The sequence below is a fragment of the Agriterribacter humi genome (genome assembly GCF_009192765.1).
Lineage (GTDB): Bacteria > Bacteroidota > Bacteroidia > Chitinophagales > Chitinophagaceae > Agriterribacter > Agriterribacter humi.
Genome location: NZ_VOHQ01000016.1, coordinates 1 through 26012, shown reverse-complemented (window position 1 = coordinate 26012; position 26012 = coordinate 1). Strand labels below are relative to the sequence as shown.

30 protein-coding genes are annotated in these 26012 nt (G+C 40.8%); 24 read left to right on the top strand and 6 right to left on the bottom strand.

Annotated features, from left to right (window positions below):
- Positions 1-100: 100 nt before the first annotated feature.
- Positions 101-511, top strand: a complete 411-nt coding sequence (locus tag FRX45_RS20370) for an SRPBCC family protein (protein ID WP_152270330.1) — start codon at positions 101-103, stop codon at positions 509-511.
- 31 nt (positions 512-542) lie between these two features.
- On the top strand, positions 543-923 hold the full coding sequence (locus FRX45_RS20365; protein ID WP_152270329.1) for a nuclear transport factor 2 family protein: 381 nt from the start codon (positions 543-545) through the stop codon (positions 921-923).
- Between the two features lie 327 nt (positions 924-1250).
- On the opposite strand, the gene FRX45_RS20355 is transcribed toward FRX45_RS20365, so the two are convergent.
- Positions 1251-1979: a DoxX family protein gene (locus tag FRX45_RS20355; RefSeq protein ID WP_152270328.1), complete on the bottom strand. Its 729-nt coding sequence runs from the start codon at positions 1977-1979 to the stop codon at positions 1251-1253.
- Positions 1980-2413: 434 nt separating this feature from the next.
- Here FRX45_RS20355 and FRX45_RS20350 point away from each other — a divergent pair, with 434 nt between their 5' ends.
- The 6 genes from FRX45_RS20350 to FRX45_RS20325 all read left to right on the top strand — a co-directional run bounded on the left by FRX45_RS20350 (position 2414) and on the right by FRX45_RS20325 (position 6502).
- Complete coding sequence (locus FRX45_RS20350) at positions 2414-2890, top strand: TIR domain-containing protein (protein ID WP_152270327.1); 477 nt, start codon at positions 2414-2416, stop codon at positions 2888-2890.
- A gap of 155 nt (positions 2891-3045) precedes the next feature.
- The gene (locus tag FRX45_RS20345) at positions 3046-3780 is read left to right on the top strand and encodes a helix-turn-helix transcriptional regulator (protein WP_152270326.1); all 735 of its coding nucleotides are present in this window, start codon (positions 3046-3048) and stop codon (positions 3778-3780) included.
- 72 nt (positions 3781-3852) lie between these two features.
- Positions 3853-4386: a dihydrofolate reductase family protein gene (locus FRX45_RS20340; RefSeq protein ID WP_152270325.1), complete on the top strand. Its 534-nt coding sequence runs from the start codon at positions 3853-3855 to the stop codon at positions 4384-4386.
- A 4-nt stretch (positions 4387-4390) separates the two neighbouring features.
- Positions 4391-4855 carry a VOC family protein gene (locus FRX45_RS20335; protein WP_152270324.1) on the top strand — a complete coding sequence of 155 codons (465 nt, stop codon included), beginning with the start codon at positions 4391-4393 and terminating at the stop codon, positions 4853-4855.
- A gap of 285 nt (positions 4856-5140) precedes the next feature.
- Entirely contained in the window at positions 5141-5905 is a 765-nt protein-coding gene (locus FRX45_RS20330; protein ID WP_152270323.1) for a helix-turn-helix domain-containing protein, read from the top strand.
- 207 nt (positions 5906-6112) lie between these two features.
- Positions 6113-6502 carry a DUF1398 domain-containing protein gene (locus tag FRX45_RS20325; protein WP_152270322.1) on the top strand — a complete coding sequence of 130 codons (390 nt, stop codon included), beginning with the start codon at positions 6113-6115 and terminating at the stop codon, positions 6500-6502.
- 393 nt (positions 6503-6895) lie between these two features.
- On the opposite strand, the gene FRX45_RS20320 is transcribed toward FRX45_RS20325, so the two are convergent.
- A complete protein-coding gene (locus tag FRX45_RS20320; RefSeq protein ID WP_152270321.1) occupies positions 6896-7288 on the bottom strand; it encodes a DoxX family protein in 393 nt (130 codons plus the stop codon).
- A gap of 471 nt (positions 7289-7759) precedes the next feature.
- Between FRX45_RS20320 and FRX45_RS20315 the strand changes: the two genes are divergently transcribed.
- The 14 genes from FRX45_RS20315 (at position 7760) to FRX45_RS20250 (ending at position 19899) form a co-directional block, all read left to right on the top strand.
- Positions 7760-8755, top strand: coding sequence for an SDR family NAD(P)-dependent oxidoreductase (locus FRX45_RS20315; protein ID WP_152270320.1), 996 nt, complete (start codon positions 7760-7762; stop codon positions 8753-8755).
- Between the two features lie 46 nt (positions 8756-8801).
- Positions 8802-9632: a helix-turn-helix domain-containing protein gene (locus FRX45_RS20310; protein ID WP_152270319.1), complete on the top strand. Its 831-nt coding sequence runs from the start codon at positions 8802-8804 to the stop codon at positions 9630-9632.
- 319 nt (positions 9633-9951) lie between these two features.
- A complete protein-coding gene (locus FRX45_RS20305; protein ID WP_152270318.1) occupies positions 9952-10611 on the top strand; it encodes a hypothetical protein in 660 nt (219 codons plus the stop codon).
- Positions 10612-10846: 235 nt separating this feature from the next.
- A complete protein-coding gene (locus tag FRX45_RS20300) occupies positions 10847-11227 on the top strand; it encodes an ArsR/SmtB family transcription factor (protein WP_152270317.1) in 381 nt (126 codons plus the stop codon).
- The gene (locus FRX45_RS20295) at positions 11214-11705 is read left to right on the top strand and encodes an SRPBCC family protein (protein WP_152270316.1); all 492 of its coding nucleotides are present in this window, start codon (positions 11214-11216) and stop codon (positions 11703-11705) included. Before FRX45_RS20300 ends, FRX45_RS20295 begins: the two co-directional genes overlap by 14 nt.
- Positions 11706-12143: a nuclear transport factor 2 family protein gene (locus FRX45_RS20290; RefSeq protein WP_226805484.1), complete on the top strand. Its 438-nt coding sequence runs from the start codon at positions 11706-11708 to the stop codon at positions 12141-12143.
- Between the two features lie 513 nt (positions 12144-12656).
- Positions 12657-14909, top strand: coding sequence for a helicase HerA domain-containing protein (locus FRX45_RS20285; RefSeq protein ID WP_152270315.1), 2253 nt, complete (start codon positions 12657-12659; stop codon positions 14907-14909).
- Between the two features lie 482 nt (positions 14910-15391).
- Entirely contained in the window at positions 15392-15634 is a 243-nt protein-coding gene (locus tag FRX45_RS20280) for a hypothetical protein (RefSeq protein WP_152270314.1), read from the top strand.
- Positions 15635-15657: 23 nt separating this feature from the next.
- Positions 15658-16371, top strand: a complete 714-nt coding sequence (locus FRX45_RS20275; protein WP_152270313.1) for a hypothetical protein — start codon at positions 15658-15660, stop codon at positions 16369-16371.
- Positions 16368-16877 carry a hypothetical protein gene (locus FRX45_RS20270; protein ID WP_152270312.1) on the top strand — a complete coding sequence of 170 codons (510 nt, stop codon included), beginning with the start codon at positions 16368-16370 and terminating at the stop codon, positions 16875-16877. Before FRX45_RS20275 ends, FRX45_RS20270 begins: the two co-directional genes overlap by 4 nt.
- A 75-nt stretch (positions 16878-16952) precedes the next feature.
- Positions 16953-17591: a hypothetical protein gene (locus FRX45_RS20265; protein ID WP_152270311.1), complete on the top strand. Its 639-nt coding sequence runs from the start codon at positions 16953-16955 to the stop codon at positions 17589-17591.
- A 101-nt stretch (positions 17592-17692) separates the two neighbouring features.
- Positions 17693-18826 carry a DUF6807 domain-containing protein gene (locus FRX45_RS20260; RefSeq protein ID WP_226805483.1) on the top strand — a complete coding sequence of 378 codons (1134 nt, stop codon included), beginning with the start codon at positions 17693-17695 and terminating at the stop codon, positions 18824-18826.
- 54 nt (positions 18827-18880) lie between these two features.
- Positions 18881-19303 (top strand): SRPBCC family protein, encoded by a 423-nt coding sequence (locus FRX45_RS20255; RefSeq protein ID WP_193311790.1) that lies wholly within the window; start codon positions 18881-18883, stop codon positions 19301-19303.
- Between the two features lie 152 nt (positions 19304-19455).
- A complete protein-coding gene (locus FRX45_RS20250; protein ID WP_152270309.1) occupies positions 19456-19899 on the top strand; it encodes a VOC family protein in 444 nt (147 codons plus the stop codon).
- Between the two features lie 514 nt (positions 19900-20413).
- On the opposite strand, the gene FRX45_RS20245 is transcribed toward FRX45_RS20250, so the two are convergent.
- The 3 genes from FRX45_RS20245 to FRX45_RS20235 form a co-directional block, all read right to left on the bottom strand.
- Positions 20414-21025 (bottom strand): YceI family protein, encoded by a 612-nt coding sequence (locus FRX45_RS20245; protein ID WP_152270308.1) that lies wholly within the window; start codon positions 21023-21025, stop codon positions 20414-20416.
- Positions 21026-21116: 91 nt separating this feature from the next.
- Entirely contained in the window at positions 21117-21446 is a 330-nt protein-coding gene (locus FRX45_RS20240; protein ID WP_152270307.1) for a hypothetical protein, read from the bottom strand.
- 11 nt (positions 21447-21457) lie between these two features.
- Positions 21458-21937, bottom strand: a complete 480-nt coding sequence (locus tag FRX45_RS20235; protein ID WP_152270306.1) for a cupin domain-containing protein — start codon at positions 21935-21937, stop codon at positions 21458-21460.
- A 1080-nt stretch (positions 21938-23017) separates the two neighbouring features.
- On the opposite strand from FRX45_RS20235, the gene FRX45_RS20230 reads away from it, so the two are divergent.
- On the top strand, positions 23018-23365 hold the full coding sequence (locus FRX45_RS20230) for a GIY-YIG nuclease family protein (RefSeq protein ID WP_152270305.1): 348 nt from the start codon (positions 23018-23020) through the stop codon (positions 23363-23365).
- A gap of 397 nt (positions 23366-23762) precedes the next feature.
- Here FRX45_RS20230 and FRX45_RS20225 read toward each other — a convergent pair whose 3' ends face one another.
- Positions 23763-24602, bottom strand: a complete 840-nt coding sequence (locus FRX45_RS20225; protein WP_152270304.1) for a helix-turn-helix domain-containing protein — start codon at positions 24600-24602, stop codon at positions 23763-23765.
- 220 nt (positions 24603-24822) lie between these two features.
- On the opposite strand from FRX45_RS20225, the gene FRX45_RS20220 reads away from it, so the two are divergent.
- Positions 24823-25758, top strand: a complete 936-nt coding sequence (locus FRX45_RS20220) for an extracellular catalytic domain type 1 short-chain-length polyhydroxyalkanoate depolymerase (protein ID WP_152270303.1) — start codon at positions 24823-24825, stop codon at positions 25756-25758.
- Positions 25759-26012 lie beyond the last annotated feature (254 nt).

The window sequence follows — 26012 nt, the reverse complement described above, 5'->3', positions numbered from 1 at the left end:
TCCAAAACAACCCGTCATAAAGTCTAATACACACCCCGTTGAAAGATAATATGGACAGTATTTTTGTATCATAAATTTTGAACAAATCAAATCGAAAATCATGGCAGAAATCAGGCATAATGTAGTTATTAAAGCTACGCCAGAAAAAATTTATCAGGCTATCACAACGCAGGAAGGACTTGCTAACTGGTGGGCTAAACAAACCACAGCCAAACCCGATGTAGGGTTTGTGAACACATTTACTTTTGGAACCTTCCGAAACGAAATGAAGGTGATTCTCCTTAACCCCAACAAAAAGGTAGAATGGAAATGCATCAATTCTATTGAAGAATGGATGGATACAAACATTTCATTTGATCTGGAAGAGAAAGAAGGGCGAACCCTCCTGCGTTTTACTCATTCTGGCTGGCGGGCAGTTACCGACACTTTTGCCGGTTGTACTTATGATTGGGGACGATTTATGACAAGCTTGAAATCATTTTGTGAAACCGGCGCCGGAACTCCTGCTTAAAAACCATTTTTAATATTAAAAATACTTAACAATGACAACAACAAACAACAAGGTAATGACAACTCAGGAAGTTGCAGACCGGTTCAATGAACTTGCCCGTCAGGAAAAATGGTTTGAAATCCAGGACGAGTTTTTTGCAGATAATGTAAGGAGCATAGACCCTCCCAATTCTCCATATTTTGGATATGCGGAAGGCAGGCAGGCAGTTCGTAAAAAAGGTGAAGATTTTGTAAATCGGGTAGAGGCGGTTCATAGAGCGTATACAACCAAACCCATTGTAGGTGGAAATTACTTTTCCGTAGCAAGAGAGTTGGATTTTACAGTGGAAGGGTTTGGAAGAATACAATGGAACCAGGTATGGCTGTATGAAGTGAAAGATGGTAAGATCGTGTTAGAACAATTTTTTTATTAAGGTTGTATTTCCGCGATTATTGTTTAACTGATTAAAAAAAAGAAAATGAAAAATCCGGATTTCACAACATCGGTTGCAGTAGATGCATCTGTTCAGGCAGCGTTTAATGCCATTAATAATGTACGCGGCTGGTGGTCGGAAAATATTGAAGGTGATACGGATACACTGAATGGTGAATTTACACATCGTGACAAATACCTTATTGTCAAAATGAAGATTACCCACTTAAGTGCTGAAAAAATTGTTTGGGATATTGTTGAAAGCCATAATACCATGTTTTTGGAAAACCCCGGTGAATGGAATAATACAAAGATTGTTTTAACTTTCCTATTGATTTGTTCCCTTTGCTGTTGCTTTGTTATACTCGGCCAGGCACTCGCGAAGCGGTTTGCCCTGGTTATAAATGCAATCACAAAATGCTTCGCAGGCCTTTGGATTGCTATTGCCGGGACACCCATTCGTACATTCCTCCGCGGAATTACCAGGTCGGATATCATATAGATATATGTTTATAACGATTACTGCAGCAATCATCGCAATAACAGAGCCGAAAAACAGGAACGGGAATTTGTTGCTCAACGGTTTTTTTCCTGCAGGTTTATCATCTTCATTAACTTGTTTAAATGGTAAAATATATTTTAGACGGTCGTAGTACCAGCACAATAAATATAAACTGGCCAGCAACATGAATGTGGTAGCACGGGTGCCTTCGAACCGGACAGCATAAGTGAGGATACAAATATTGAGGATAACCGGAAAATACATCAATGCACCCAATGGCGCCGTTCTCGGAATGAGCAGTAAAAGAGCAATGAACAACTGGCCAACGCCGATAAATGTATAGTAGTATTCTGTGTAGTATAGTGCTTCCAGGTAGTGACCCATCGGGTTGTTAACGGGTAAGCCTGCGGCGAACCGTTCTCCCCTGAGTTTCACAATCGCTGATATAATAAACGCCAGCGCCAAAACGATGCGACAGAAAACAGCAAAATAATGAAACCATTTGTTTCCCTTTGCTTCATAATACATATGGTTTAGCCTGCCTGGTATACTCATAAAATAAAAGTTAAGTTGCTGGTCAGGAATAGTTTTGTGTTTTACCCGGTCTGTTGTCCTCCCCGGGAGCTGCGATCTCAGGTCAACTATATAAAAAAGTACTTTGAATTACAAAGTAAATAGAAATAAATTACATTTCAAAGCAGATTGAAAATATTTTTGCCCTGTCACGGTCTTCGCGGCCAATCTAATATACATCGGTTAGAACTCCGGTGAAATTTTAAAGCTGCTATCCTAACCAAAACCCATTGCTATAAAATTGCCAGCATAAACGCCACAAAAAATTTTTTAGATTTTTAGGATAAATGAATAGGTTTGACAACCGTTTCAATCCGCACCGTATACAATGCGCAATATTCACCCATCCAATTTCCGCTATATAATTTAAAATTTTGAGGAGTAGTTGAGTTCGTTAATAAATTTTTTACAACCATATGGGGAAGTTTCAGGTTGCAATAATGCATGGACATTCTAAAGATTATTTAGAAGTAAAAAAAATGATTAATGAATGTGAATTTTTGCCAAGAATATTGGTTGAAGAATATGCGGCAGATACTATTTTTGAAAATTTAAGAGATTTAATTTGGGATGATGTTCATTGTGTTATAGTAATATTAACTAAAGATGACGAGATGTTAGACGGGAATAAAAGAGCCAGGCAAAATGTAATATTTGAATTGGGTTATTGCTTTGGGGCTTTTGACAGCCTGCCGGGAATAGCATCATATAAGCCAAAAGATGCTTTAATTGTAGTTGCTGAAAAAGATGTTGAACTTTTTGCTGACATTAATGGCTTAACAAGAATTGAATATGAAAGTGGTAAAATTGAAGAGAAAAAAGATTTTATAATGGAGTGCCTGAAGCGGAGCTATAAAAAAGCTAAAAATTATTATATTTTTGACTCCTTATGATTTATCTATTCCGGCCATAATGAACGAATCGTCAGCAATGCATTGTTAACTAAATAATCAGCTTCAGTATGCCCGGCGGGACGGAAGGCTATTATCCGCACTTCGCCAACCTGTAAGGTTAGCGGTCAGAATTGTAAAACGACACCCTAGAACAAATGGAGTACAGAGAAATAAAACCCTGCAAAGAATTAGCATCCTTCATTCATTCCTATTGGGAGTTAAAAGGGGACGAATTTGATAGACAATGGGAGCGAAATTTTCCTGATGGTTGTGCCGGATTAGTAATGAATTTAGGTAATACCTGTCTGACAGACAATGGCTCGGTTTCTATGGAATTTGGGAAAACTTATGTAGTGGGCGCAATGACTTCATTCAAAGACAGTTTTATTGACAGCGAAACACATTTATTAGGTGTTTGCCTTAAACCCGCAACTTTTGCTAATTTCTATAACTATTCTTCACAAAATGAGTTGATTAACAATACCGTTGAATTTGAGAAATCAAATTCATTTAATGTTGATAAAATCCTTGACAGCCCATTCAATTATCTTAACCATTTTTTTTCCGGTAAAGTAAAAAGCCAAAATAACCTGTTACAATCTGTTATCAACGATATACAATCAACAAACGGACAAATGAGCATTGACGAACTGTCAAAAAGAAATTTCACAACTGTAAGACAACTGGAGCGAAATTTTAAAAAGCACATTGGATTATCACCAAAAGAATATTCAAATATTATTCGCTTTCAAAATGCTTTGAGTATAATCAAAAATTCAAGTGAAAACCGGAGCTTATTAGATATCGCATTTGAGTGCGGCTACTATGACCATTCGCATCTTACCAATGAAATCAGGCGAAATACAGGAATTTCGCCATCACTACTTTAATTTGTCGCATTTTTACAAAGTGTAATTGTTTGTCTAAAAGTAAATTTGCGGAAACATTAAAATTTAAAACAGATGCGAAAAATATCACTTTTCATCGCGATGAGCTTAGACGGTTACATTGCAAAACCAAATGACGACCTAAGCTTCTTGAAAATTGTAGAAAAAGAAGGGGAAGATTATGGCTATGCGGAATTTACAGCCAGAATTGACACAATAATTATTGGTAGAAAAACCTATGATTATGTACTTAAAGAAATCGGGGCATCTCATTACGACAACGGACAACGAGATATTTATGTCATAACAAGAACTGAAAGACCGCAAGTAGGTCGAACGACTTTCTATACAGGAAACTTGACCGAATTGGTTGATCGCTTAAAATCTGAAAGTGGTAAGAATATTTATTGTGACGGTGGTGCAGAAGTAATCAATGAACTATTGAAACACGACTTAATAGACGAGTTTATAATTTCGGTTATACCCGTTTTATTAGGGAATGGAACAAGACTTTTTAAGGACGGAAGACCTGAACAAATACTTGAATTCATAACAACAAAAACATTTGAAACGGGATTGACGCAACTGCATTACAAACGGAAAAAATAAGACTATGGCAAAAAGCAAATTATTACGCATGGACAATGTTGGCATTGTGGTGGAATCCCTCAATGAGACCATTGCTTTTTTCGCCGAGCTTGGCCTAAAACTTGAAGGGCGGGCCACAATAGAAGGAGAATGGGCTGGGCGCGTAACCGGACTGGGAAACCAGCATGTCGAGATTGCAATGATGGTCACCCCGGATGGCCACAGCCGGCTCGAAATATCACGATTTCTAACTCCGCCCATTATAGCCGACCACCGCAACGCCCCGGTAAACGCGCTTGGCTATTTACGCGTTATGTTCACTGTGGACGACATTGATGAGACGCTTGCCAGGCTCCGGAAAATTGGTGCTCAGCTTGTTGGAGAAGTGGTTAAGTATGAGGAAATGTATCGGCTTTGTTACATACGCGGTCCTGAAGGGCTTCTTATCGGGCTGGCGGAACAACTCAGTAAAAATAGAAATCCTTTATAAAAACCCCGACTGAATAATTATACTCAATTTCAACAACTCCGAAAGCAAAAGCAGTGCAAGAGGAGGTTTTGCACTACTGGAGCGGACGGAAGCGGTGATTCAACAATTGCAGCATCGCTGAGTAGTTGTTCGGGCGGGACAAGCAACTCCGGATAAAGTACAAATCATCAACTTTTATTTCTATTTTCATCATCAGTTAGCCGGGCTTGAAGGAGTACTATTTTCCCGGCAGCGCAAAGCCCTGACCCTGGTAGGCAATTAATCACCCCACCACACAGACATTAGATGAAATTTGACAAGCATTTTCCAACAGACAAATTAAAGGACTACATAAAATACTATGTAGTGTCGGAGAATAACCTGGAAAGCGAATACAAAGTTTTTCCCTCATCAGGACTTGTTATTGGATTTCAGTATAAGGGACAACTTGCATCAATTAAAGACAATACTATAAACAAACTGGCGTCAGCAGGAATTACAGGCATTTCTGACAGCTACAAGATCTTCAAAAACTCGGCAGGCATTGGAACGATTTTAGTCTATTTTACCGAAACCGGCTTTACACATTTTGCCTCAAACCCCGCAAATGAATTGTTTAATTTGAGCCTTGCGCTTGACGATATTTTTGAAAAAAGCAAAGTGAGCGAAGTAGAGGAAAGATTGCTGAGCGCTGCTTCAGACAAACAACGAATTAGAATTGTTGAACAGTTTTTACTGGCACAGTTCAAAGACATTCAGGCCGACAAACGAATTGTTGAAGCCGTTAAGCTCATTTATCAAAGCAACGGAACTATCCGCATAAAAGAACTGAACGAAAAACTATTTATCAGTCAAAGCCCCTTTGAGAAACGATTTAGGAAAGTTGTTGGAACAACACCGAAGAAATTTGCTTCTATTGTACGCTTTCACGCGGTTCTTGACAATCTGAATAATACCAAGTCGCTTACAGAAATCTGTTATGAAAACAATTTCTTTGACCAGGCCCATTTCATAAAAAACTTCAAACAGTTTACAGGAGATACACCTGAAAATTTTAAACGCTTCCTGTAGAAAAACGATTTTTTACAATTACAGAGATTTTGGCCATTGCACCTTTGCATCGTAATCAAAATGCAAAATCAGGCCGCCCCGGCTGCTGTTCCCACCAGCCGGCGATAAAATGCACCCATTCTAAAATCAGTAATCATTTTGACAGGTTTGAGCATTTTGGTTGCGTGTAATTCAACAAATCGTTTAACAATTAAAAATCAAAAGACAATGTTTACAGTAGAACAAATCAAAGCTGCTCACAGCAAAGTAAAATCAGGTGCGGACTTCCCTGCCTACATTCAGGAAATTAAGGCGTTAGGTGTAACGCATTATGAAGCCTATGTAACAGATGGACATATTGACTATCACGGTGCTAACAACTACACAGCAAAAGTACCTGCAAAGTATGCCCCATTAGTCATTGCCCCCACAGTTGACAGTGAACAATTTAAGGCAGCGTTGGTTGCTCACCAGCAAGGCAAAACAGATTTCCTGACCTTTATCAGGATATGTGCAACGTTTGGTATTGAAAGATGGGCAATCTGTATGGACAAGATGACCTGCACATATTATGACAAAGCCGGAAATGAAATCCTGCTGGAAGAGATACCACAATAAAAAACTGCCTAACAGGCAGGCTGGCATAAATGCGCACAGACGGAATACCTTGTGTCGCGCCGGGGTCTGCATTCAGGCAATGGGCATAGCTATGCGACCCCGGCGCTAAGATTTTTGCCCTGCTACGGTCTTCGCGGCCAATCTGACGTGTACCAGTTAGAATCCCCGAAAAAACTTTTTCAATTTTTAAATAAATGAATAGGTTTGATAACAGTATCAATCCGCACCATTTACAGCACCCAATATTCAATCCATTCAATTTCCGGTAAGTAATTTTTGATCCTAAGGAGCAATGACCTGGATGAATTACCCCGGCAGGTTGAATCAACTGTTTCTGGTAATTAAATTCCCGGAATACTTCAACCCGCCCGGGTATATAACATCGTACCGGCCCTATTTCACATCCGGTTCCAGCCTCATTTTTTTCTTCCAGAAGAAATACGATAATATCCCTGGCACAATCCATATCAGCATAAAAGCAAGCATCGGATCAACGGTTCCCGACAGGGCGATGCTGGAGTACAGAACAGCAGCCAGGTCGAAGAATAAACCGGCATAAGCCCATTCCTTTATTGTTCTTAAACCGGGTATTAAAATAATCACTGAGCCAATCAGCTTGGCATAGCCCGTAAAAGGAATAAAATAGACCGGGTAGCCGAGCTGGTCATGTATCAGCTTCTTCGCATCATCGTTTACCAGGATGCTGCCATAGGAAGAAAAGATCATGAGTGCCGCGAATAAAATGGTAAAAACCCAGTAGAGAATGTTGATTGTTTTTGGTTGCATGTTGATTGGTTTGTTACGTGTTCAATGCTATAACTGATACCAGACACTTTTAAATTGCTTTCAATGCCCGATTGGACAAAGCTAACACAGAAGTGAATGCGCATCAGGGGTATTTGCGGCAATATAGGGGCATTTTGCGTCGAAATATTTCAAAACAGCCCGTTGGTTTCGCGCCGGGGTCTGCATGCAGGCAATGGGCATAGCTATGCGCCCCCCGCGCTAATATTTTTTGCCCTCCGTGATCTTCTTTTCCGGTTTGCCGGGAAATTGCCGGTATTACGCGGGAAGAACCTTTTCAATTGGTCTGCAAGGAGTACCGGTAACCTTTCCTGTATTTTATTTTCTCCGGTCACACAAAAAAAGAACATAAAACCAGGCCTTTTGAACAAAGCATATTCGGACGTTTAAACAAAGTATCTAAGGAAGACCCCGTCTATTTTTGTTCCAGCAAAACAACTAAAATTTAAAAAAATGGGACAAGACAATTATTACGGAGCGTTGCAGAAGCCAACAGGTTCCGGGTTTAGCGCAACATCTACAGCAGGTGATGTAATCAAAGGCATTGACCTTACAGGAAAAATCGCTATGGTAACAGGTGGTAACACAGGCATCGGTTTGGAAACCACCAAAACACTTGCAGCCGCCGGAGCCACAGTAATCGTTCCTGCAAGAGATACTGAAAAGGCAAAGAGAAATTTGGCGGGCATTGCCAATGTGGAATTGGAAACCATGGATTTAATGGATCCGGCTTCTATTGACATATTTGCAGAAAAATTTTTAGCATCGGGCAGACCGCTTCATTTGCTCATCAACAATGCGGGCATTATGTGGGTTCCGCTGCGCAGGGACAGCCGTGGTATTGAATCGCAATTAGCGACCAATTACTTAGCGCAGTTTCAGCTTACTGGAAGACTATGGGCTGCCCTTAAAAAGGCCGATGGAGCAAGGGTCATTAACGTATCTTCTCACGGACATCAGTTTGCAGCTTTCCATTTTGACGATCCCAATTTTCTGAATCGGGAATACGACACACTGCAAGCTTACGGACAATCCAAAACCGCCAGCAATTTATTTGCCCTTGAGTTAGACAATCGTGCTAAAGCATTTAAAGTAAGCGCTTATTCATTGCACCCGGGTTCCATCAACGGAACGGAATTGGGCAGGGAAGCCTCTTTAGAACTGTTTCAACAAATGGGTTTCTGCGATGCCGAAGGCAATCTTTTACCTGAAGTAGCAGCATCATTGAAAACAATCCCACAAGGTGCGGCTACTACGGTTTGGTGTGCTACCACCCCAACGCTCAATAATATCGGGGGTGTGTATTGCGAAGATGCAGACATCGCTGAATTAGCCCTTGATTCTTCGGCATCAGGAGGCGTAAAATCTTATTCATTGGATGAGGCCAATGCAAAACGTTTGTGGAAATTGAGCGAAGAAATGACAGGCATAACATTCAGTGTTGGTTGATTCGGTTTTTTATAATCTATTTTTGTAGCAGAAACGACTATGCGGAATGGAGTATAAAGCAAAATACATAACAGACGATATTAAACTTTCCTGCTATGAGGACAGGTTTTTTAAATCGGACATTATGTTCGACCAGCACATGCTGATTTGGTTCATTTCGGGTGAGACAAAAATTGTGCAGGCTGATGCAACTTATTTTTTTAGGAAAGGCGATATTTTTTTAATCCCAAGAAATCAACTGGCAACGATTATCAATTATCCCAAAGACGGGCTGCCGCATAAAACGGTAGTGATGCACTTGTCCACAACGAGGCTAAGAGATTTTTATGCGAACCTGAATGTGAAACCAAAAGCTTTGGGATCACAGAAAATATATTGTTTCAACAATCATCCCTTATTGGAAAGTTGTCTTGCTTCCCTGGTTCCCTATTTTGAAATGAAAGCACTTCCTGAAGATATTGCTTCGCTGAAAATTACAGAAGCGATCAGTGTGCTCAGGAGTATTGACAAAGGAATAGACAATGTATTGGCAAACTTTGAAGAACCGGGAAAAATTGATTTGGTCAGCTATATGGAAAAGAACTTTATGTTCAATTTGCCCCTGGAAAGGTTTGGCTATCTCACAGGTCGCAGCCTTACGACCTTTAAACGGGATTTTAGCAAAGCATTTAATACAACGCCTCAAAGATGGCTTACACAAAAGCGGCTGGAATTGGCACACTATCAGTTTGTGGAAAAGAAAAAGAAACCCATTGATGTTTGCTACGAAGTAGGATTTGAAAACTTATCGCATTTTTCTTATGCTTTCAAAAAGCATTTTGGTTATGCCCCGACAGAATTGATTTATGCCGCGCCGGGGTCTGCACGCAGGCAATGACCAAATTCACCACTCGTTCTGATGTCTGTCAGTTAAATAAAATGATCCCACAGATATTTTTGTAGAAAATATTTGGCTATAAAACGCCAATATGAATTGATTCATAGCGCAATAAAGGCTCCATCAGGTCATAACCCCGGCCCTGGAAATTTAAACTCATGAAACCTGCATAATCCGCTGCCCCGGTTACAACAGGTCATTGCCGGTTGTGGATACTGATAATCATGCGCTGTTCATCAGTCCTGATAATGTGATGCTGATGTTCGGCTTACATTTTACCATGCTGCCTTAAACAACAAGGGAATTAAAAGTGCAGACTATGAATAAGACCATTTATAAAGCTGGTTATTGGTCAGGCATGGTTGCCTTTACGGCAACACTTGCATTTTATATTGTTCAGATCCTGCAGGTTTGGGGTTTACTTTCTTATCCCCGGGATGAAATTTTAATTTACGGGTTTTCGCTTTGCATAATGATCCCTTTTATGATAGAAATGCTTGCACTGCATTATGCAGTTGCCCCGGAAAATAAATTCTGGAGCCATGGCGCATTGTTGTGTACCGTCATTTATGTGGTCTTCGTAGCAGCCAATTATGTTGTGCAACTGGCAACGGTAATCCCCATGACACTTAGTGGAAGTACTGATGAAATTCAGTTGCTCAGACAAACACCGCATTCTCTCTTTTGGGACTTTGATGCAGCGGGATATATATTTATGGGGATGGCAGCGCTTTTTGCCGCACCTGTATTTCTAAAACAGGGATTTCAAAAATGGGTCAGGTATTCTTTCCTGGCTCATGCGGCCGTTACTCCTTTAATTGCATTTGTTTATTTCTACCCAAATTTTTCCAACAATATATTGATGCTTGCAACACCCTGGGCCATTACAGCTCCTTTGTTTATGCTGCTGCTTGCGATATTTTTTAAGCAGGGTTCTGCAAATAACGATGTGAATATTCAATTAATGAACAATGAGTGAATTTTAAGTTTCTGTGCCTCTAACCAGCTTCGCGCCGGGGTCTGCATTCAGGCAATGGGCATAGCTATGCGACCCCCGCGCTAATATTTTTTGCCCTGCAACGGCTTTCGGGTTCAGTATATGTATCGGTTACTGCTCCTGCTCACCACTAACCAATATCAACGATTATTTTTTTGTTTAAAATTTGCGCAAGCAAGTACTTGCTCATATATTTGTAAGCAAATACTTGCATATTATGGAAGCACGCAGAGATGTTTTTCAGGCAATAGCCGACCCAACACGCAGAGAAATCATAGGAATGATAGCCCGGCAACCTGTAAATGTGAATACAATTGCAGATCAATTTGATGTTAGCCGGCAGGCTATTTCATTGCATCTTAAAATTCTTTCCGAATGTGGATTGTTACATATTAAGCAATCGGGCAGAGAACGTTTATGTGAGGTAAAACTTGAAAAGTTAAATGAAGTTCACGAATGGGTTCAGCAATATAAAAAAATGTGGACAGGAAAATTGAAAGCATTAAAAGCCTTTGTCGAACAGGAGGAGTTGCAATCGAAAAAAGCTGATGCGCCAATAAAAAAACAATCAAAAAAAATAAGAAATGGAAAATCCTAAAAACAACAACGAAGTTTTTATAGAAGAAACCTTTAACGCAGGAATGGATAAGGTTTTTCAGGCCTGGACAGATCCTGAAAAATTAATGAAATGGTATGCTCCCGATGGTTGCACCATTCGCTTTAAGGAACTTAATATTAAAACAGGCGGAAAGTTCCATTCGTGCATTTCCAATCCTCAGTATGGAGATTGTTGGTGCATTGGAGAATATAAAGAAATTGTTCCCAATTTAAAATTGGCTTTTACAATGGTTAATGCAGATGAGAATGGCAACCCGGTAAATCCTGTTGATATTGGAATGGATAGCGACTGGCCGGGAGAAACACTTGTAACGATAACGCTAACTGAAGATAACGGAAAAACGAAATTGCAATTACGCCAAACCGTTTCGCAAGCGTTGGCTAAGAAAACAGGAGCATACCCAAGTTGGTTACAAATGCTGAACAATATGCAAACATTACTCAACCAGGATAAATAAATGAAAAAGACAAACCTATTCTTTGTATTGGCAATTTTAGCTTTAACATCCTGCCATAACAATAAAACAACAAATAACAGCATGAGTGAACAAAAGCAAATCGTAGAAAAATACATGGACGGATTTCGTGCGACTGACCATAAAAAAATATTATCGTGCTTAACTGACGATGTAGTCTGGGAATTGCCCGGTTTTTATCTTCACAGGGGCAAAGCCGCGTTTGACAAAGAAATCGAAAACGCCAATGCTGACGGGCATCCTGACATTAAAGTAATAAGACTTATAGAAGAAGGGAACATCGTAGTTGCCGAAGGAACAGTAAAAGCAAAAATGAAAGACGGAACTAAGCTTGATGCGGTCTTTTGTGATGTATTTCATTTCACTAACGGGAGAATAAGTAAACTGACGTCGTATTTAATGTTTAACAAACAACCATGACGGATCTAAACAGAAAAGAAACCGGCCCATAACAGCGGCCTTAGTTTCGCGCCGGAGTCTGCATACAGGCAAAGGGCATAGCTATGCGCCCCCCGCGCTAAGATTTTTGTGCTGCCACGGCCTTCGCCACCAATCTGACGTGTAACTGTTAGAATGCTCACAAAAAACTTTTTCAATTATTAAAATAAATGAATAGGTTTGAGAACCGTTTCCATCCGCACCATATATAATACCCAGTATTAACCCATCCAATTTCCGGTATGTAATTTTTAATTCCGAGTAGTACTGAATGACAATATTCAATACAGGTTACTATGATTCTCGTATCCTGTGAAGCAAAACCTATCCGTTTTTTAAACGCTTAGAAGTGTTTAAGGCGTTTATAAATACTTAAAAATTGTTTCTATACATAAAACAAAGTATTAGCGGCAACCCTATCAAGTCAGTTTAACTTGATGCTTTCTGGCTTTGAACGTAGGATGACGACAACTTGAAAATAAATTTACAAATACAATGCAGCTAAATATCAGACAGAGATTTGCAGTTGTAGGAATCTATATTTTCCTGATTCTGCTAATAGGGTTCAAACTAACCAACGCATGGACGTTTATTGTTGACACCAACAACAATCTCAATGCTGTTCTCATAGCCACAGGACTTGCACTCATTCTTAGCACTTACATTACAGAACCGTTTTTTTCTAAACCAGTTGACGTAATCACAAGATGGGTTGCAATCTTTCTCTTTTTGGTTGGATTAAACAACCGGGAGGATTTGCTTCTTTACAACGCGTGGCTATTTGCTTCTGCTGTGTTCACTCTTTCAGCTCTAATCTTAATTTTTATTCATGGCTCGATAAAATACGAGAAGCCACAACGAATTGCAGTTGATATTATCTGCAAAATCTCAAGACCGGAAATTGTTTTCACGGCCCTGTATTTTGATATTGTCTATTCCTTTTTCCGTGACGATTCCGTAAAATTTCCAGTCTTGATGCTCTTCGGTGCATTGATTGCGATTAATGGCCCAATCGTTTGGCTTGTAAATTTTATTTCAATCCAATTCAAAAATATTGTTGCAAAAACCGACTCTGCAAACTTCTTAGGTCAAATAATCGGCCATGAAAGCACAGACCTTTATAAAGTTGAATTGGCGAGCGATAATCTTAACAGGCAAAAGCAACTTGTTGGATGCTTGGTTTACCTTGAAAATATCACAAATGGAGTTGCAGGAATTATTTTGAGTGAGCAGATATTGTTAGGAAAGAAATGGATTGAGGTTTTGTCCCTTCGGGACAAAAAACAAGACCTTATTTCCTTCAACATAAAATCACTGCTACCATTAACAGGAGAGAAATCAATTTTCTCCAAGACAAATGCAGTTTACTTGCTTGATACAACAAGTTTAGATGATAAAATAAAACCAATCATTGAATCAAACCCCATGAATGAGGGTTTCGAAAGATTTATAGGAAATGTTTGGGAAGGCTCAACGATTGATAAAATTAGATTCAACAAACTTTTTTCTGATGATCTGCTAAAGAAAAGAGGGATAGGAGAAGGCACAATTATTCAAACTGTAATTGCAGATGAAGAAGTATTATATCAAATCATTGATGCACGAACTGACGAAGAAAATTTAGAGTATAAAGACACACATGGGTTTACAATTGGTACAGCGCAAAAGTTAGGGAGGTATGATACAGCCGAAAATGAACTCAATACTGTAAAATGGTTGCCTGAAATATACACTCCCATTTTTCTTCTCGACCCTGTCAATATTGTTTATGACGGAAACCAGTTCATTGGTAAATTGCCAAACACCAATTATGGAATAGGAGTTAAAAACCCGAAGGAACTTGTTACTCACAATACAGCAATTCTTGGCATTCTTGGTATTGGTAAGTCATGCCTCACTTTTGAACTACTGAAAAAAACAGTTGTAGCCACGAACACAAAAGTGATTTGCGTTGACATTACAGGGCAGTATCTTGTTGAAGTAAGTAAATATATCAATACAGGAGTTGCGGAAATTGGTTATGCAGCAATAGAACAACAAATAAGTCCACGATATAAAGCAATCAATAAAGACATAGAAGAAGGTGGCAATTACAAGGCATTTAAGGAACAATTAACCACGAGGGTTACTCAGTTATTAGATACAGCCACAGAACGAGTTCTAATTTTCAATCCGCAACAGTTTAATGTGAGCTATCAAGTAGGAGAATTGAAAAATAAAAAGATTGGACCTGGACAAAATGATTGGCAAGAAGTCGCATCAATGCGAGATTTAACAGTCCCAGAAATTACACGACTAATTTCGGAAGTGAGTTTGGAATTGTGCAAAGCGAAAGGAATGACAAACGATGCAAGATTGCTTTTGGTTTTTGAAGAAGCACACTCACTTGTTCCCGAATGGAATTCGGTTGCAAACGATGGCGATAAAAGTGCGACCAACGGAACTGCAAAAGTTATTTTGCAGGGAAGGAAATACGGGTTGGGTACTTTTGTTGTAACTCAAAGGACAGCTAATATTAGCAAAAGTATTTTAAATCAATGCAACACAATTTTTGCAATGAGAGTTTTCGATGATACGGGAAAACAATTTTTAGAAAATTATATTGGTTCTGATTATTCAAATCTTCTACCAACACTTGAAGAACGACATTGTATTGCAATTGGGAAAGCTTTAAAATTAAAGCAACCAGTAATTCTTGAATTAAATGATATGAACGATATTATTTTACCACCAGTGGTTATACCTTAACCCTATTAAATGATGATAACATTTGGGTTTCGCGCTGGGGTCTGCATTCAGGCAATAAACATAGCTATGCGACCCCGGCGCTAAGATTTTTTGCCCTCTGCGATTTCTTTTCTGATTTGCCAGGAATTGCCAGTATTATTCGGGAAAAACTTTTTCAATATTAAAAATAAATGAATAGGTTTGATAATCGTTTCAATCCGCACCATATACAATACCCAATATTCAACGCATCCAATTCTAGGTATAGAAGTTTTGTTCTGAGTAGTAGTTGAATGGTAATATTCAATACAAGTCACTATGATTATCGTACCCCGATGAAACAAACCCATTTTTAAACGCTTAGAAAAGTTTAAAGTGCTTAGAAATGCTTAAAAACGCCTTTTATTGCGTAAAGCAAAGTGTTAGCAGCAAGCACTGAACCCGCATTTAATGCACCAGTAAAAAATGATATACATTTATTCCTAATTAAATAGAACCTTACGATGCAAACAGAACTTTCTGAAGAAAATAAAGACTTAATCCCAGTAAGGTTTCACTTTTATAAATTGAAATTTACGCCTTACACTCATGCAAAAAATGAAACAAGTCATACGATACTTCATCAAGTTGTTACGTTTCTAAGTCAAGAACAGCAGGCAGGCAGAGGTATATTGATTGACAAACATGAAGACCGAGGCAAAGAAAGTGCAAGACCACTTTTTGTTACAATGCCGTATTCATGTTGAGGGAAAAACGGATCCGGTTCTCAATGGCTCTTTTAAGAACAGGTAGAATACCGATGGTTAAACCGGCAGATAAGTTTTTATTAGTGCCTTTTGATACCAGCAATGGTGAAATTGCAGAGCAGACACACTTTTTTATAGACTATAACACTGATTCAGTAGTTCTGTGTGTTGAATTTAATAGTAATGGTCCACGTCTTTCAGACATAGAATACTACTTTCGAGTAGTTGCACGAGAGAAATTAAAACTTGCTCGAGCTACTGAAATCGATTTATATATGGATACTTCTATTGACAAGACCCTTGCTGATTTAAAAAATGTATTAAATATAGACGTGAAGGTTCAGCCGCAAAAGTTATCACAGTTAGACCCTGCAATTGTTGGTCAATACTTTACTGCTATTTCGAACTTAGGGCAACATGTTAAACCAAAGTTTGTAAAACTGGAAGTCATGTTTCAGACACCAGGTAAACAATACATAAGTTCGCAATTAAATAAGGATGGTAATTCAATGTTTACTCGTATACTAAATGCTTTTAAAGCTAAACCAACGAATATGGATGCCTTTGAACATTTTGTTGTTAGGTATGAAGATAAAGATGGGAAGGAAGAAGTCTTTAATTTATTAAAAGGTAAAAAGGAAATAGTAAAACATATAGACGGTAAAATCACAACAACAAGACAATGGTATGAATTAATTGAGACAGATTTTGATGAATTCATACAAACCCTTCAATGATGATTGACAAGTATTTTAAAAGACCTGTCTTTTGGGATTATTTCATAGGAATTTCAATTTCAGGGATAATTATATTCTTAGTAAAAAAGACTGGCTTTCAAATTCCGAAAGATGAAACAATAATATCCATAGTTTCTGACCTATCGACCGTAGCCCTGACATTATCTGGTTTTATTTTAACGCTATTGACAGTTTTAATTTCTTTTAAGAGTACAGCAAAATCAAAAAAAGACGTCAATTTTGAATCTGACACTTTATACGAAATTTTCTACTCTACAGACCTGTATTTTGAAACGGTAAGACATTTAAAAAATGCAATTATTTCATTAACATTTACTGCCGTTATAGGTTATACTTTGAAATTAACGCTTGACTCTAAGTGTTACATTGTATTATTTGCTTTTAATTTATTCAGTTTAATAGTTATTTTTTTAACTCTTTGGCGATGTCTGCTAATTTTATCCAAAATAATCAAAATACAAAAGGAACACCAAGACACAGATTAGTATTGTACCGAGATGAAAGTTATAAAATATCACGCCTGCAGCAATACCAGATCGTTAGCGGTAATCAAGCCTAATATGTACGACTTTAAGTTTATATGCTTAGACCTGGATTTGATTAATCGAATTTACTTCCATAGTGCGGCGGATGGAAGAGAGTTTCTTACTGAAATACAAAGTATCCTTTCGAAATTGTCGATCAGGATAGGAGATAATCGTTTGGAGATTGTCAATAAGATTGCTGACGCAAATGTAGCTTTTGAATTCTTGAGTGAGGTTCTTGCCTTTACTGGTGATTTACAATACTCAAAAAAATCAGACCGTAATAATTACTATACAAACTGTAAGTTGTGCGAATATAATTTGGTAAAAAAATTAAAGTATGGCGAGAATGACTTTCGGAATGAAGAAGTATTATTTCATTCCCTCATGTTAATTGATCTTTCCGGATACGCGAAAGCCAATCTCATCTTTAACATGGGGCACACATTTGCACAATTGAATTTGTGGGAAAAAGCAGATTTCTACTTCGATGTATTGCGCAGCGCCATATTCGAACTTTCACCGGTAACTGTTTCTGATTTTTATCGGAGAATTGCGGAAGTTTATCTCGTGTCTGGCTTTAAAAACACAGCTCTTATTTGGCTAAAAAAAGGTGTTCGTTTGAATTCCAAATTAGCTGTGAAGAAAATAATAAAACAACTCGAATCCAAATGACTACCGCCCGGTTATGCTTTCTATCTTGTAAAATAATTTCCGGCAACGGTGCCGGTCAGAGTATAATGTCTTCAAATAAAACAATATTTAAACACTCATTTATGCGCTCATTCACATCCCGGCAAATATTTCCGGCGGCACTCATAACGGCTATGCTATGGCCTTCTTTTTCCTGCAATTCAGCAGAGCAAAAATTCGAAGCCACGCAAAATGATTCTACCGTAGCGGTAAGTTTTGTAAAGCAGGAATCGCAGCACAAAGTGGATGTGCTGATGGATGGAAACTTGTTTACTTCTTACTGCTGGCCGGACAGTGTATACAAGCCGATACTGTTTCCCGTGCTGAATGCGGCCGGCGTTGCCATTACCCGTGGCTATCCTTTGCAACCCAGGGCGGGAGAGCGTTCGGATCACCGGCACCAGGTGGGCATCTGGCTCAACTATGGCAATGTAAACGGATACGATTTCTGGGGAAACGGCGCAGAGGGAGAAAGGCAGGTTAAGCTGGGCGCCGTAAAGCATCTGGATATTGAAAGCACGGAAGGTGGTGATGGCGAAGGCATACTGCGGGCAAAAGCCAGTTGGGTAGATTCATCGGGCAGGGAACTGTTAGCAGAAAGCAGCACCTACCATTTTATAGCCGACGGCACAACCCGCATCATTGACAGGATCACGGTGTTAACCGCTACCGGCGGCAAAGTGGATTTTCCGGATACCAAGGAAGGATTCCTGGGCATGAGGGTAGCGCGCCAGCTCGAATTGCCATCGGATGAAGAAGTAACTTTGTTAGATGCGCAGGGCGTGCCCACCAAAATAAAAGCCTTGTCCAACGAAGGCATTACCGGCAATTACAGGAGCAGTGAAGGGGTAACCGGTGCGGATGTATGGGGCACAAGAGCCCGATGGATGGATTTATACGGAAACATCGGCGATGAAAAAGTGTCGGTGGTGATCTGCGATCATCCCGGCAATATCAGCTACCCAACCTACTGGCATGCCCGCGGGTACGGGTTGTTTGCCGCAAACCCCTTTGGCGTAAAAGATTTTACAAAAGAAAAGCACGAGCTGAATTTTTCTCTTGCAGCAGGCAAATCCGTAACATTCAGGTACAGGTTTATCATCAGTTCGGGACAACAGTTAACCGATGAGGCCATCAACAACTATGCGGATGCATTTGCAAAGCAATATGAACAGCAGCATCAATACCTGGTAATTCCCGCCCCGCTTTTCTTTTAAGCATGCGGCGCGTTGGTACAATTCATGAGGGACCCTGGAACTACAATTGACATTATGATCGAATATGCATTGGATATCGCTGCTGCACCGGAAAAAGTTTGGGACTGTCTCACAAAGCCGGACCTGATGAAACTTTGGATGGGAGACCCGGAAATGAACCTTGTTATTGAAACGGATTGGACCGTTAAAGGACCCATTACCGTAAAAGGATTTCATCATGTGGGCTTTGAAAATAAAGGCGTGGTGGAGCGCTTTGAAAAGAACAGGCAACTGAAATACACAGGTCTCAATTCCGTATCCCGGCTGCCCGACCGGCCGGAAAACTATACTTCCACAACGTTCAGGCTTGAGCCGATGGATAACGAAACCAGGCTGACCGTTACTGTTGAAAATTTCCCAACGGATGCTATTTACAGGCATTACAACTTCTATTGGAGAGGCGCTATTGCCACGATTAAGAAACTTGTTGAAGGTTAAGGAAGCACTGCAATGCTTTATTTCTCACTGACGAAATTATAAAAATTGGTTTTTTGGCGCATTCACCCCTTTAATCTGTCGCACCACAGGGTGCCCCGTTCTTAAAGGATGAAATATATTTGTTGAACGTATTAATAATTAAAACCTGCATTATGGCAAGCGTTAGCACTTATCTCAATTTTGCGCGTAACACAGAGGAAGCATTTCTGTTTTACAAATCTGTTTTTGGCGGCGAATTCAGCGGACCAGGCATTGCCCGCATGGGCGATGTTCCGCCACAGGAAGGAGTGCCCCCACTGGCAGACGCAGATAAGAACCTGGTGATGCATATTGCACTTCCTATTTTGGGCGGACATGTACTAATGGGAACCGATGCTCCCGAATCCATGGGTTTTAAAATGAACTTCGGTAACAATGTTTATATCAATCTTGAACCCGATACCAGGGAAGAAACGAAAAGATTATTTGACGCACTTTCCGCCGGCGGGAAGGTTGAAATGGAATTACAGGATATGTTTTGGGGTGATTACTTCGGCAGTTGTAAAGATAAGTTTGGCGTGCAATGGATGTTTAACTGCGCGGAAAAAGCGAAATAAACTGCGTTGTGCCGGGGGCTGCGAGCAATGTGCATAGCTATGCGACCCCGGCGCTTGTCACTGTGATGCAGCTTGCCTGCCGGCAGGCAAGCTGCATAAAAATTAGTCTTTTTTTCTTGTCACTTACTTCGCCGTGGGTCGTGTCTACTATTGGGTACCCGGCTACAGCAAATAGTTATCATCATAGTTGATCAGTTGGTAAGTTGGTTTATATTCTGGATGCAATAAGTTGAGAAAGCATTAGCGTTCTATTGCTGAAATCACAGTAGTAGTGCAGCTCGATCAGGGCGCTCCACGAAAACGGGCCGTATTCGTTTTCGTGCGGCTTTTGGTTACTTTTTCCGCAAAAAGTAACAAAGAAAAAATAGCAGTCTAATACAACTTGCAACTGGCCGATAAACAATAGTCTCACTAAGATGTCATTGGCAGTAAAAAGAACCACCTATCTTTATCTGTCATTGGCATAAATTATGCAACAAACTGTTGTTTAAAAGGTTGAAAGACATTTCTATGATTACTTCCTTTCACCTGAAAGTTTAAAGTAGAGTTGCACATCCTTATGGATATAAAGCCCGGCATCGGGGTCTGATGCATAATGCATTCCCCATTTTGTGCGGTCTATTTCGAATTTTGCTTCCACCGATAATTTGTTTCCTGTTATATTGATATCGGCAGGAAAACTTATCGCGTTCGTTTTACCAAGCATGGTAAAGTTACCTCCAATCAAATAATTCGCGCCGGCTATTGCATCTGGAATGCCACCGGGGTAAGGCTGCACTTTTGTTATACTGAAAGAAGCTTCGGGATAAAGCGCCATGTTAAAAAAATCTGCGCTTTTAAGATGATGCAGCAATTGTTCTTTTAATGAGTCCGGCAAATTGAAATTCTTTATGGAAACAATAGGAAACACAAAACTTCCCCCTGTTATTTTTCCCTGCTTCACAATAATGTAGTCTTCCGAAATATCGAAGGAACCATTGTTAAAACCATTGTCCATTGTTCCCTTCCATTCCACTACTGAGTTGCTGTTTAATTTGTATTGTGTTTCTCCCCGTTGGTTCGTTTTTTTGCAGGCCGCCATCAATATCATTGCGGACCAAAAGCATGTTGTAATTGTTTTTTTCATTTTGCTTTATTTTTTACTGTTGAACCGGCATAGCGATTTCCATTCGCTTTTTTGCGGTTAAAATTTTGTTGTTAACTGTTGATGGATGTTTTTATTCCGGCTGATTTTTATGATGGTATTCCCAATCGCTGATGCAACCCATTTGTTGTATTAAACTGGAAATTTCCTTTAACCGGATGATGCTGTTTTTGCGGTTAAGTTGTTTTGCGATTTCCCTGTAATATTCGTTTGTTAATTCCCTGTGATTTTTAAAAGCGGTAAAGTAGGCTTTGATCACTTTTAAATATCCCACCAGCAGTTCTCCGGCTCCGGAGGTGAGTTGCAGCAAACAATTTTCGATATGCACTACTACCACAGCTCCGCAGGATGCCTTATAAAAGAAAACGCCTGGTGTAATATATATGCGGCTGTTACCGGGCATTGATAAATCATTTAGGGAGCCTCAATACCGTAGGTTCCCATTAGCTGCCCCATCATTTTTTCAACGCGTTCTGCAGAGGGCGGTCCCTGCGGAGCTATAACCGGCACGGCGCCTGTTTCGGGTTCGCTGAATTCGAGGAAATAATACAATAAATTTCCCGGTGTGATCAGGTTCAGGAATTTTGCCGAAGCCGATTGAATTTTAAAATGATGGGCAATCCGTCGTGGTGCATATACCGCATCACCGGCTCGGGCATGTATTGTTTTATCGCCTATATAAAAAATAATTTCTCCTTCCTGCAGATAAAAGCTTTCGTCTTCCCTTGTATGTATATGCGGGGGAGGTTCAGCGCCTTTGGGCAATGCCATTTCAAGCAGTGCCATATTGCCCTGTGTTGTTTCGGGTGCTATCAGCACTTTGAAATATCCACCCTGGTAGCGGCGGTATCCTGTGGTGGCTTTGATCGTTTCTGTTTGATCTGTTGCGTTCATATTTATTTTAAGTTTTAATAACAATGCAAAGTTGCGGTGAATGGGATTCAAAAACTTGTATGAAACCGACCTGTCATTGGCGGGAGGGAAGCATCTGAATTGTAAATGATAACCGTAGTAAAATGATTGGAGCGAAAGTGGATTCCTCCCTGCCTGCTAGTGGCCAAGCTGCATCGAAATGACAAGCAGTAGTGGGCGGTTGGACGATAGAATAGAAGCTGAACCCCTGTTCTACTGCTTGTCATACTGAGTTTGCCGCCGCCGCGGCGGGAACGAAACATCTGAATTGTGAATGATAACCGTAGTAAAATGATCAGAGCGAAGATGGATTCCTCCCTGCCTGCGCCAGTAACCAGGCTTCGTCGGAATGACAGGCAGTAGTGCAAGATTGAACTGTAGTATAAAGCTGAACAAAGTACCCTCTGCTTGGCATACTGAGTTTGCCGCCGCCGCGGCGGGAACGAAGTATCTGAGTTGTGAATGATAACCGTAGTAAAATGATCAGAGCGAAGATGGATTCCTACCTGCCTGCGCCAGTAACCAGGCTTCGTCGGAATGACAGGCAGTAGTGCAAGATTGAACTGTAGTATAAAGCTGAACAAAGTACCCGCTGCTTGTACCCGAAGCGCTTCGGGGCTGAGTTTGCCGCCGTCGCGGCGGAAACGAAGCATCTGAATTGTGAATGATACCCGTATTAGAATGACGGGAGCGAAGATGGATTCCTCCTTCCCTGCCAGTAGCCAAGCTGCGTCGGAATGACAGGCAATGGCAATGTGGCTGAACTTTGGTAGTGAAGCTGAACAAAGCACCCTCTGCCTGTCATACTGAGTTTGCCGCCGTCGCGGCGAAAACGAAGTATCTGCAATGATTAACGCGAAGATGGATTCCTCCTTGCCTGTCAATAGCCAGGCTTCGTCGGAATGACAGGCAGTAGGTTGTTGGTTTGGCTTTATTATAAATGCTCAACACTGTTACTACTGTTATGCTGACGAAGGACGCATCCGGACCCAAAAAGCATCTGTTTCCGTAATGGAAAACTGATAATTTAATTATCTTTAATAAACGCTAACCTTACATGTTATGAGAACACACCATTCTGCGTACTCAGTTTATATTGTTACCAACTTCACAAAGACTGTACTTTATACAGGAGTGACCAATGACCTTCAGCAAAGAATTATTGAACATTATCTCAGCAGGGGCGATCCAAAAACTTTTACGGGAAGATACAATGCCTTTTACCTGCTTTATTATGATGATTACAGGTATGTGAATGACGCCATTGCAAGGGAGAAAGAAATAAAAGGATGGCGCAGGGAGAAGAAAATAGCATTAATTAAAGCATTTAATCCGGAAATGAAATTCCTGAATAGTGAATTGTATGATAAATGGCCTCCGCGGGATTTATTTCACCGGAAGGATTTATGATCTCTAACGGTGATGAATGATCGCAGCGAAGCCAGACCCTTTTTCCGTCCGGGTTGACGCAGTGAGCACCTGTAATGATTAACGCGAAGATGGATTCCTCCCTGCCTGCTATTAGCCAAGCTGCGTCGGAATGACAGGCAGTAGTGGGCGATTGAACTGTAGTATAAAGCTGAACCCCTGTTCTACTGCTTGTCATACTGAGTTTGCCGCCGCCGCGGCGGGAACGAAGTATCTGCAATGATTAACGCGAAGACGGATTCCTCCCTGCCTGCTATTAGCCAAACTGCATCGGAATGACAGGCCGTAGTGGGCGGTTGAACTGTAGTATAGAAGCTGAACCCTATTCCCTTGCTTTGTCATGTTGGGGAATCATACATTGCGGGAAAATTCAACTTGATTACACAAAGCATTTGCCGTGGGTTACAAATAATTCGGAGGATGCTTCGGATAACAGCCTGGAAGGTGCAACACCGGCTATACTTTTAAAGTCCCTGGAAAAATGTGCCTGGTCGTAATAACCGGTGGCATGGGAGAGGGAAAACAGGGAAGTGCCGGCATCTGCCTTTAGTTCCTGCAAAGCATGGTTGAGCCTGATGATCTTGCTTAATTCTTTCGGTGAGAGTCCCACCTTTGTACGGAACAATCTTTCGAGGTGCCTCCCGCTAATGCCCAAGCGCTTTTCCATGGTTTGAATGGATAGATTACCCCTGTTTAGCTTTAACTGGCCAATAGTGAAATCTACATAATCAATCATTTCAGAAGGCGGGAGTATACGTTCTTCTAAGAAATGCTTCATGTCCGCTATGCGTTGTTCATCTGTTTGCGCATGATATAATTTTTCCAGCAGCAGGTTTACAGGCGCACCCCAAACCGCCTCCAGGTCTAAGCTGGGTTCGTTGGTGAATTCCTGCATATTAAAAGGCAACAACTGGTGAACGCCGGCAGATTTAAACTGGATCTTGATTAAGCGGGTATGTCCTGAAAATTTGAGCCAGATCGGCCGGGTTAACTGACCTACCATAAATGCCCTGCGGGTTTGCTGCATTTCGTATTGCGGGCCTTCGAGGTTATACTGATGCGCATCGCCAAATAAGAAAAGCATCGAAACCTGTCCGAATGGAATTAATCTCCATACCGAATGTTCCTGTGTGGCTTCCTTCCAGTTGATATCAACCAGCATGAAGTTATCAATGTACCTGCTTAGCAGGGGGCCTGGTTCGTAAATAGCTGCATTCATGAAAGAGGAATATAAAAATGGATGCAAATATAGGCGCTCATGCAGTATACCTGTTTGTATAAATGCGACATCCTGTGCAGATAGCAGCTTGCAGTGCACTTCAATTACATTAACGGTAATAATTGATTGTAAAAGGCGGGCATCTGCATGAACGCATCATATTTTAAACTTTTTTGCGTTTTATAAATCTTAGCTGTATTACTTTTTAAATCCCGGAATCATGACAAAATGCACAATCGCATATGGTGGTTTACTATGCTTCACTCTTTTTTTATGTGTAAACTGCAGCAAAAAAAACGATGCCGCAACGGTGCAGGAATACCGATTTAACGATACCATTATGGTTGATGGAAGGATAAGAACCTACACGCTCAATCTTCCTCCTGTTTATTATGATTCCTCTGGTTTTGCATTGGTTATTGCCATGCATGGGGGAGGAGGTGACGCCGCCCAGTTTGAATCTTCTTCGAAACTTACTGAAAAGGCCAACGTTGCGCATTTTGTCGTGGTATATCCCGAAGGCGTACAAAGTACGGGCCCATTGAAAGCCAGAACATGGAACGCCGGCGGTTGCTGTGATTATGCGGTTGAAAATAATATTGATGATGCAGCGTTTATTAGCCGCCTTGCGGATAAATTAATCCTGCAATATAAGATTAACCCCAGAAAGCTGTATGCCACCGGGCATTCAAACGGAGGCATGATGGCTTACCGGCTCGCTTGCGCGTTATCCAATAAAATTGCCGCCATAGCGGTAAATGCCTGTTCCATGGTGGCTACGCAACCCTGCAGCCCCTTGCGGCCGGTACCTGTTTTGCACATGCATGCTGCACCCGATACCCATGTGCCTTACCAGGGTGGCAAAGGAACAGGTTTCAGCAACGCTTATTTTCCACCGGTTGACTCCGTGCTCAATGTATGGTCGGCAATAAATGGATGTGCGCCGCTTACGGAAATAGTGTCTGAGGATAAATATACACTCACCCAATGGAAGGGTTGTGATAATAATGTAACCGTTCAATATTATTTAACGCAGGATGGCGGTCATGCGTGGCCGGGCGGACTGCCGGGACGGGCGGGCAGCGATGAGCCATCAGCGGCTATCAATGCCAACGATCTGCTGTGGGATTTCTTTCAGCAATGCCAGTTGCCGTAATGTTTTCTGTGTGTCGCGCCGGGGTCTGCATGCAGGCAATGTGCATAGCTCGAAGTATCTGAGTTGTGAATAATAACCGTAGTGAAATGATCAGAGCGAAGGCAGATTCCTCCTGCGTCGGAATGACAGGCCGTGGTAAGTGGTTGAACTGTAGTATAAAGGCTGAATCCTTGTTCTACTGCTCGTCAGCCTACCCGCCGTGGGAACGAAACATCCGAATCGTGAATGATAGCTGTAGTAAAATGATCGGAGCG

Coding starts and splice junctions, on each gene's coding strand:
- FRX45_RS20260 (WP_226805483.1), top strand. CDS start 17,693: ATGCGCTCATTCACATCCCGGCAAATATTTCCGGCGGCACTCATAACG.
- FRX45_RS20370 (WP_152270330.1), top strand. CDS start 101: ATGGCAGAAATCAGGCATAATGTAGTTATTAAAGCTACGCCAGAAAAA.
- FRX45_RS20220 (WP_152270303.1), top strand. CDS start 24,823: ATGACAAAATGCACAATCGCATATGGTGGTTTACTATGCTTCACTCTT.
- FRX45_RS20225 (WP_152270304.1), bottom strand. CDS start 24,602: ATGAATGCAGCTATTTACGAACCAGGCCCCCTGCTAAGCAGGTACATT.
- FRX45_RS20240 (WP_152270307.1), bottom strand. CDS start 21,446: ATGCCCGGTAACAGCCGCATATATATTACACCAGGCGTTTTCTTTTAT.
- FRX45_RS20305 (WP_152270318.1), top strand. CDS start 9,952: ATGAATAAGACCATTTATAAAGCTGGTTATTGGTCAGGCATGGTTGCC.
- FRX45_RS20265 (WP_152270311.1), top strand. CDS start 16,953: ATGTACGACTTTAAGTTTATATGCTTAGACCTGGATTTGATTAATCGA.
- FRX45_RS20345 (WP_152270326.1), top strand. CDS start 3,046: ATGGAGTACAGAGAAATAAAACCCTGCAAAGAATTAGCATCCTTCATT.
- FRX45_RS20280 (WP_152270314.1), top strand. CDS start 15,392: ATGCAAACAGAACTTTCTGAAGAAAATAAAGACTTAATCCCAGTAAGG.
- FRX45_RS20295 (WP_152270316.1), top strand. CDS start 11,214: ATGGAAAATCCTAAAAACAACAACGAAGTTTTTATAGAAGAAACCTTT.
- FRX45_RS20310 (WP_152270319.1), top strand. CDS start 8,802: ATGGAGTATAAAGCAAAATACATAACAGACGATATTAAACTTTCCTGC.
- FRX45_RS20285 (WP_152270315.1), top strand. CDS start 12,657: ATGCAGCTAAATATCAGACAGAGATTTGCAGTTGTAGGAATCTATATT.
- FRX45_RS20355 (WP_152270328.1), bottom strand. CDS start 1,979: ATGAGTATACCAGGCAGGCTAAACCATATGTATTATGAAGCAAAGGGA.
- FRX45_RS20335 (WP_152270324.1), top strand. CDS start 4,391: ATGGCAAAAAGCAAATTATTACGCATGGACAATGTTGGCATTGTGGTG.
- FRX45_RS20250 (WP_152270309.1), top strand. CDS start 19,456: ATGGCAAGCGTTAGCACTTATCTCAATTTTGCGCGTAACACAGAGGAA.
- FRX45_RS20275 (WP_152270313.1), top strand. CDS start 15,658: ATGGCTCTTTTAAGAACAGGTAGAATACCGATGGTTAAACCGGCAGAT.
- FRX45_RS20290 (WP_226805484.1), top strand. CDS start 11,706: ATGAAAAAGACAAACCTATTCTTTGTATTGGCAATTTTAGCTTTAACA.
- FRX45_RS20365 (WP_152270329.1), top strand. CDS start 543: ATGACAACAACAAACAACAAGGTAATGACAACTCAGGAAGTTGCAGAC.
- FRX45_RS20255 (WP_193311790.1), top strand. CDS start 18,881: ATGATCGAATATGCATTGGATATCGCTGCTGCACCGGAAAAAGTTTGG.
- FRX45_RS20320 (WP_152270321.1), bottom strand. CDS start 7,288: ATGCAACCAAAAACAATCAACATTCTCTACTGGGTTTTTACCATTTTA.
- FRX45_RS20235 (WP_152270306.1), bottom strand. CDS start 21,937: ATGAACGCAACAGATCAAACAGAAACGATCAAAGCCACCACAGGATAC.
- FRX45_RS20245 (WP_152270308.1), bottom strand. CDS start 21,025: ATGAAAAAAACAATTACAACATGCTTTTGGTCCGCAATGATATTGATG.
- FRX45_RS20230 (WP_152270305.1), top strand. CDS start 23,018: ATGAGAACACACCATTCTGCGTACTCAGTTTATATTGTTACCAACTTC.
- FRX45_RS20300 (WP_152270317.1), top strand. CDS start 10,847: ATGGAAGCACGCAGAGATGTTTTTCAGGCAATAGCCGACCCAACACGC.
- FRX45_RS20340 (WP_152270325.1), top strand. CDS start 3,853: ATGCGAAAAATATCACTTTTCATCGCGATGAGCTTAGACGGTTACATT.
- FRX45_RS20270 (WP_152270312.1), top strand. CDS start 16,368: ATGATGATTGACAAGTATTTTAAAAGACCTGTCTTTTGGGATTATTTC.
- FRX45_RS20325 (WP_152270322.1), top strand. CDS start 6,113: ATGTTTACAGTAGAACAAATCAAAGCTGCTCACAGCAAAGTAAAATCA.
- FRX45_RS20330 (WP_152270323.1), top strand. CDS start 5,141: ATGAAATTTGACAAGCATTTTCCAACAGACAAATTAAAGGACTACATA.
- FRX45_RS20315 (WP_152270320.1), top strand. CDS start 7,760: ATGGGACAAGACAATTATTACGGAGCGTTGCAGAAGCCAACAGGTTCC.
- FRX45_RS20350 (WP_152270327.1), top strand. CDS start 2,414: ATGGGGAAGTTTCAGGTTGCAATAATGCATGGACATTCTAAAGATTAT.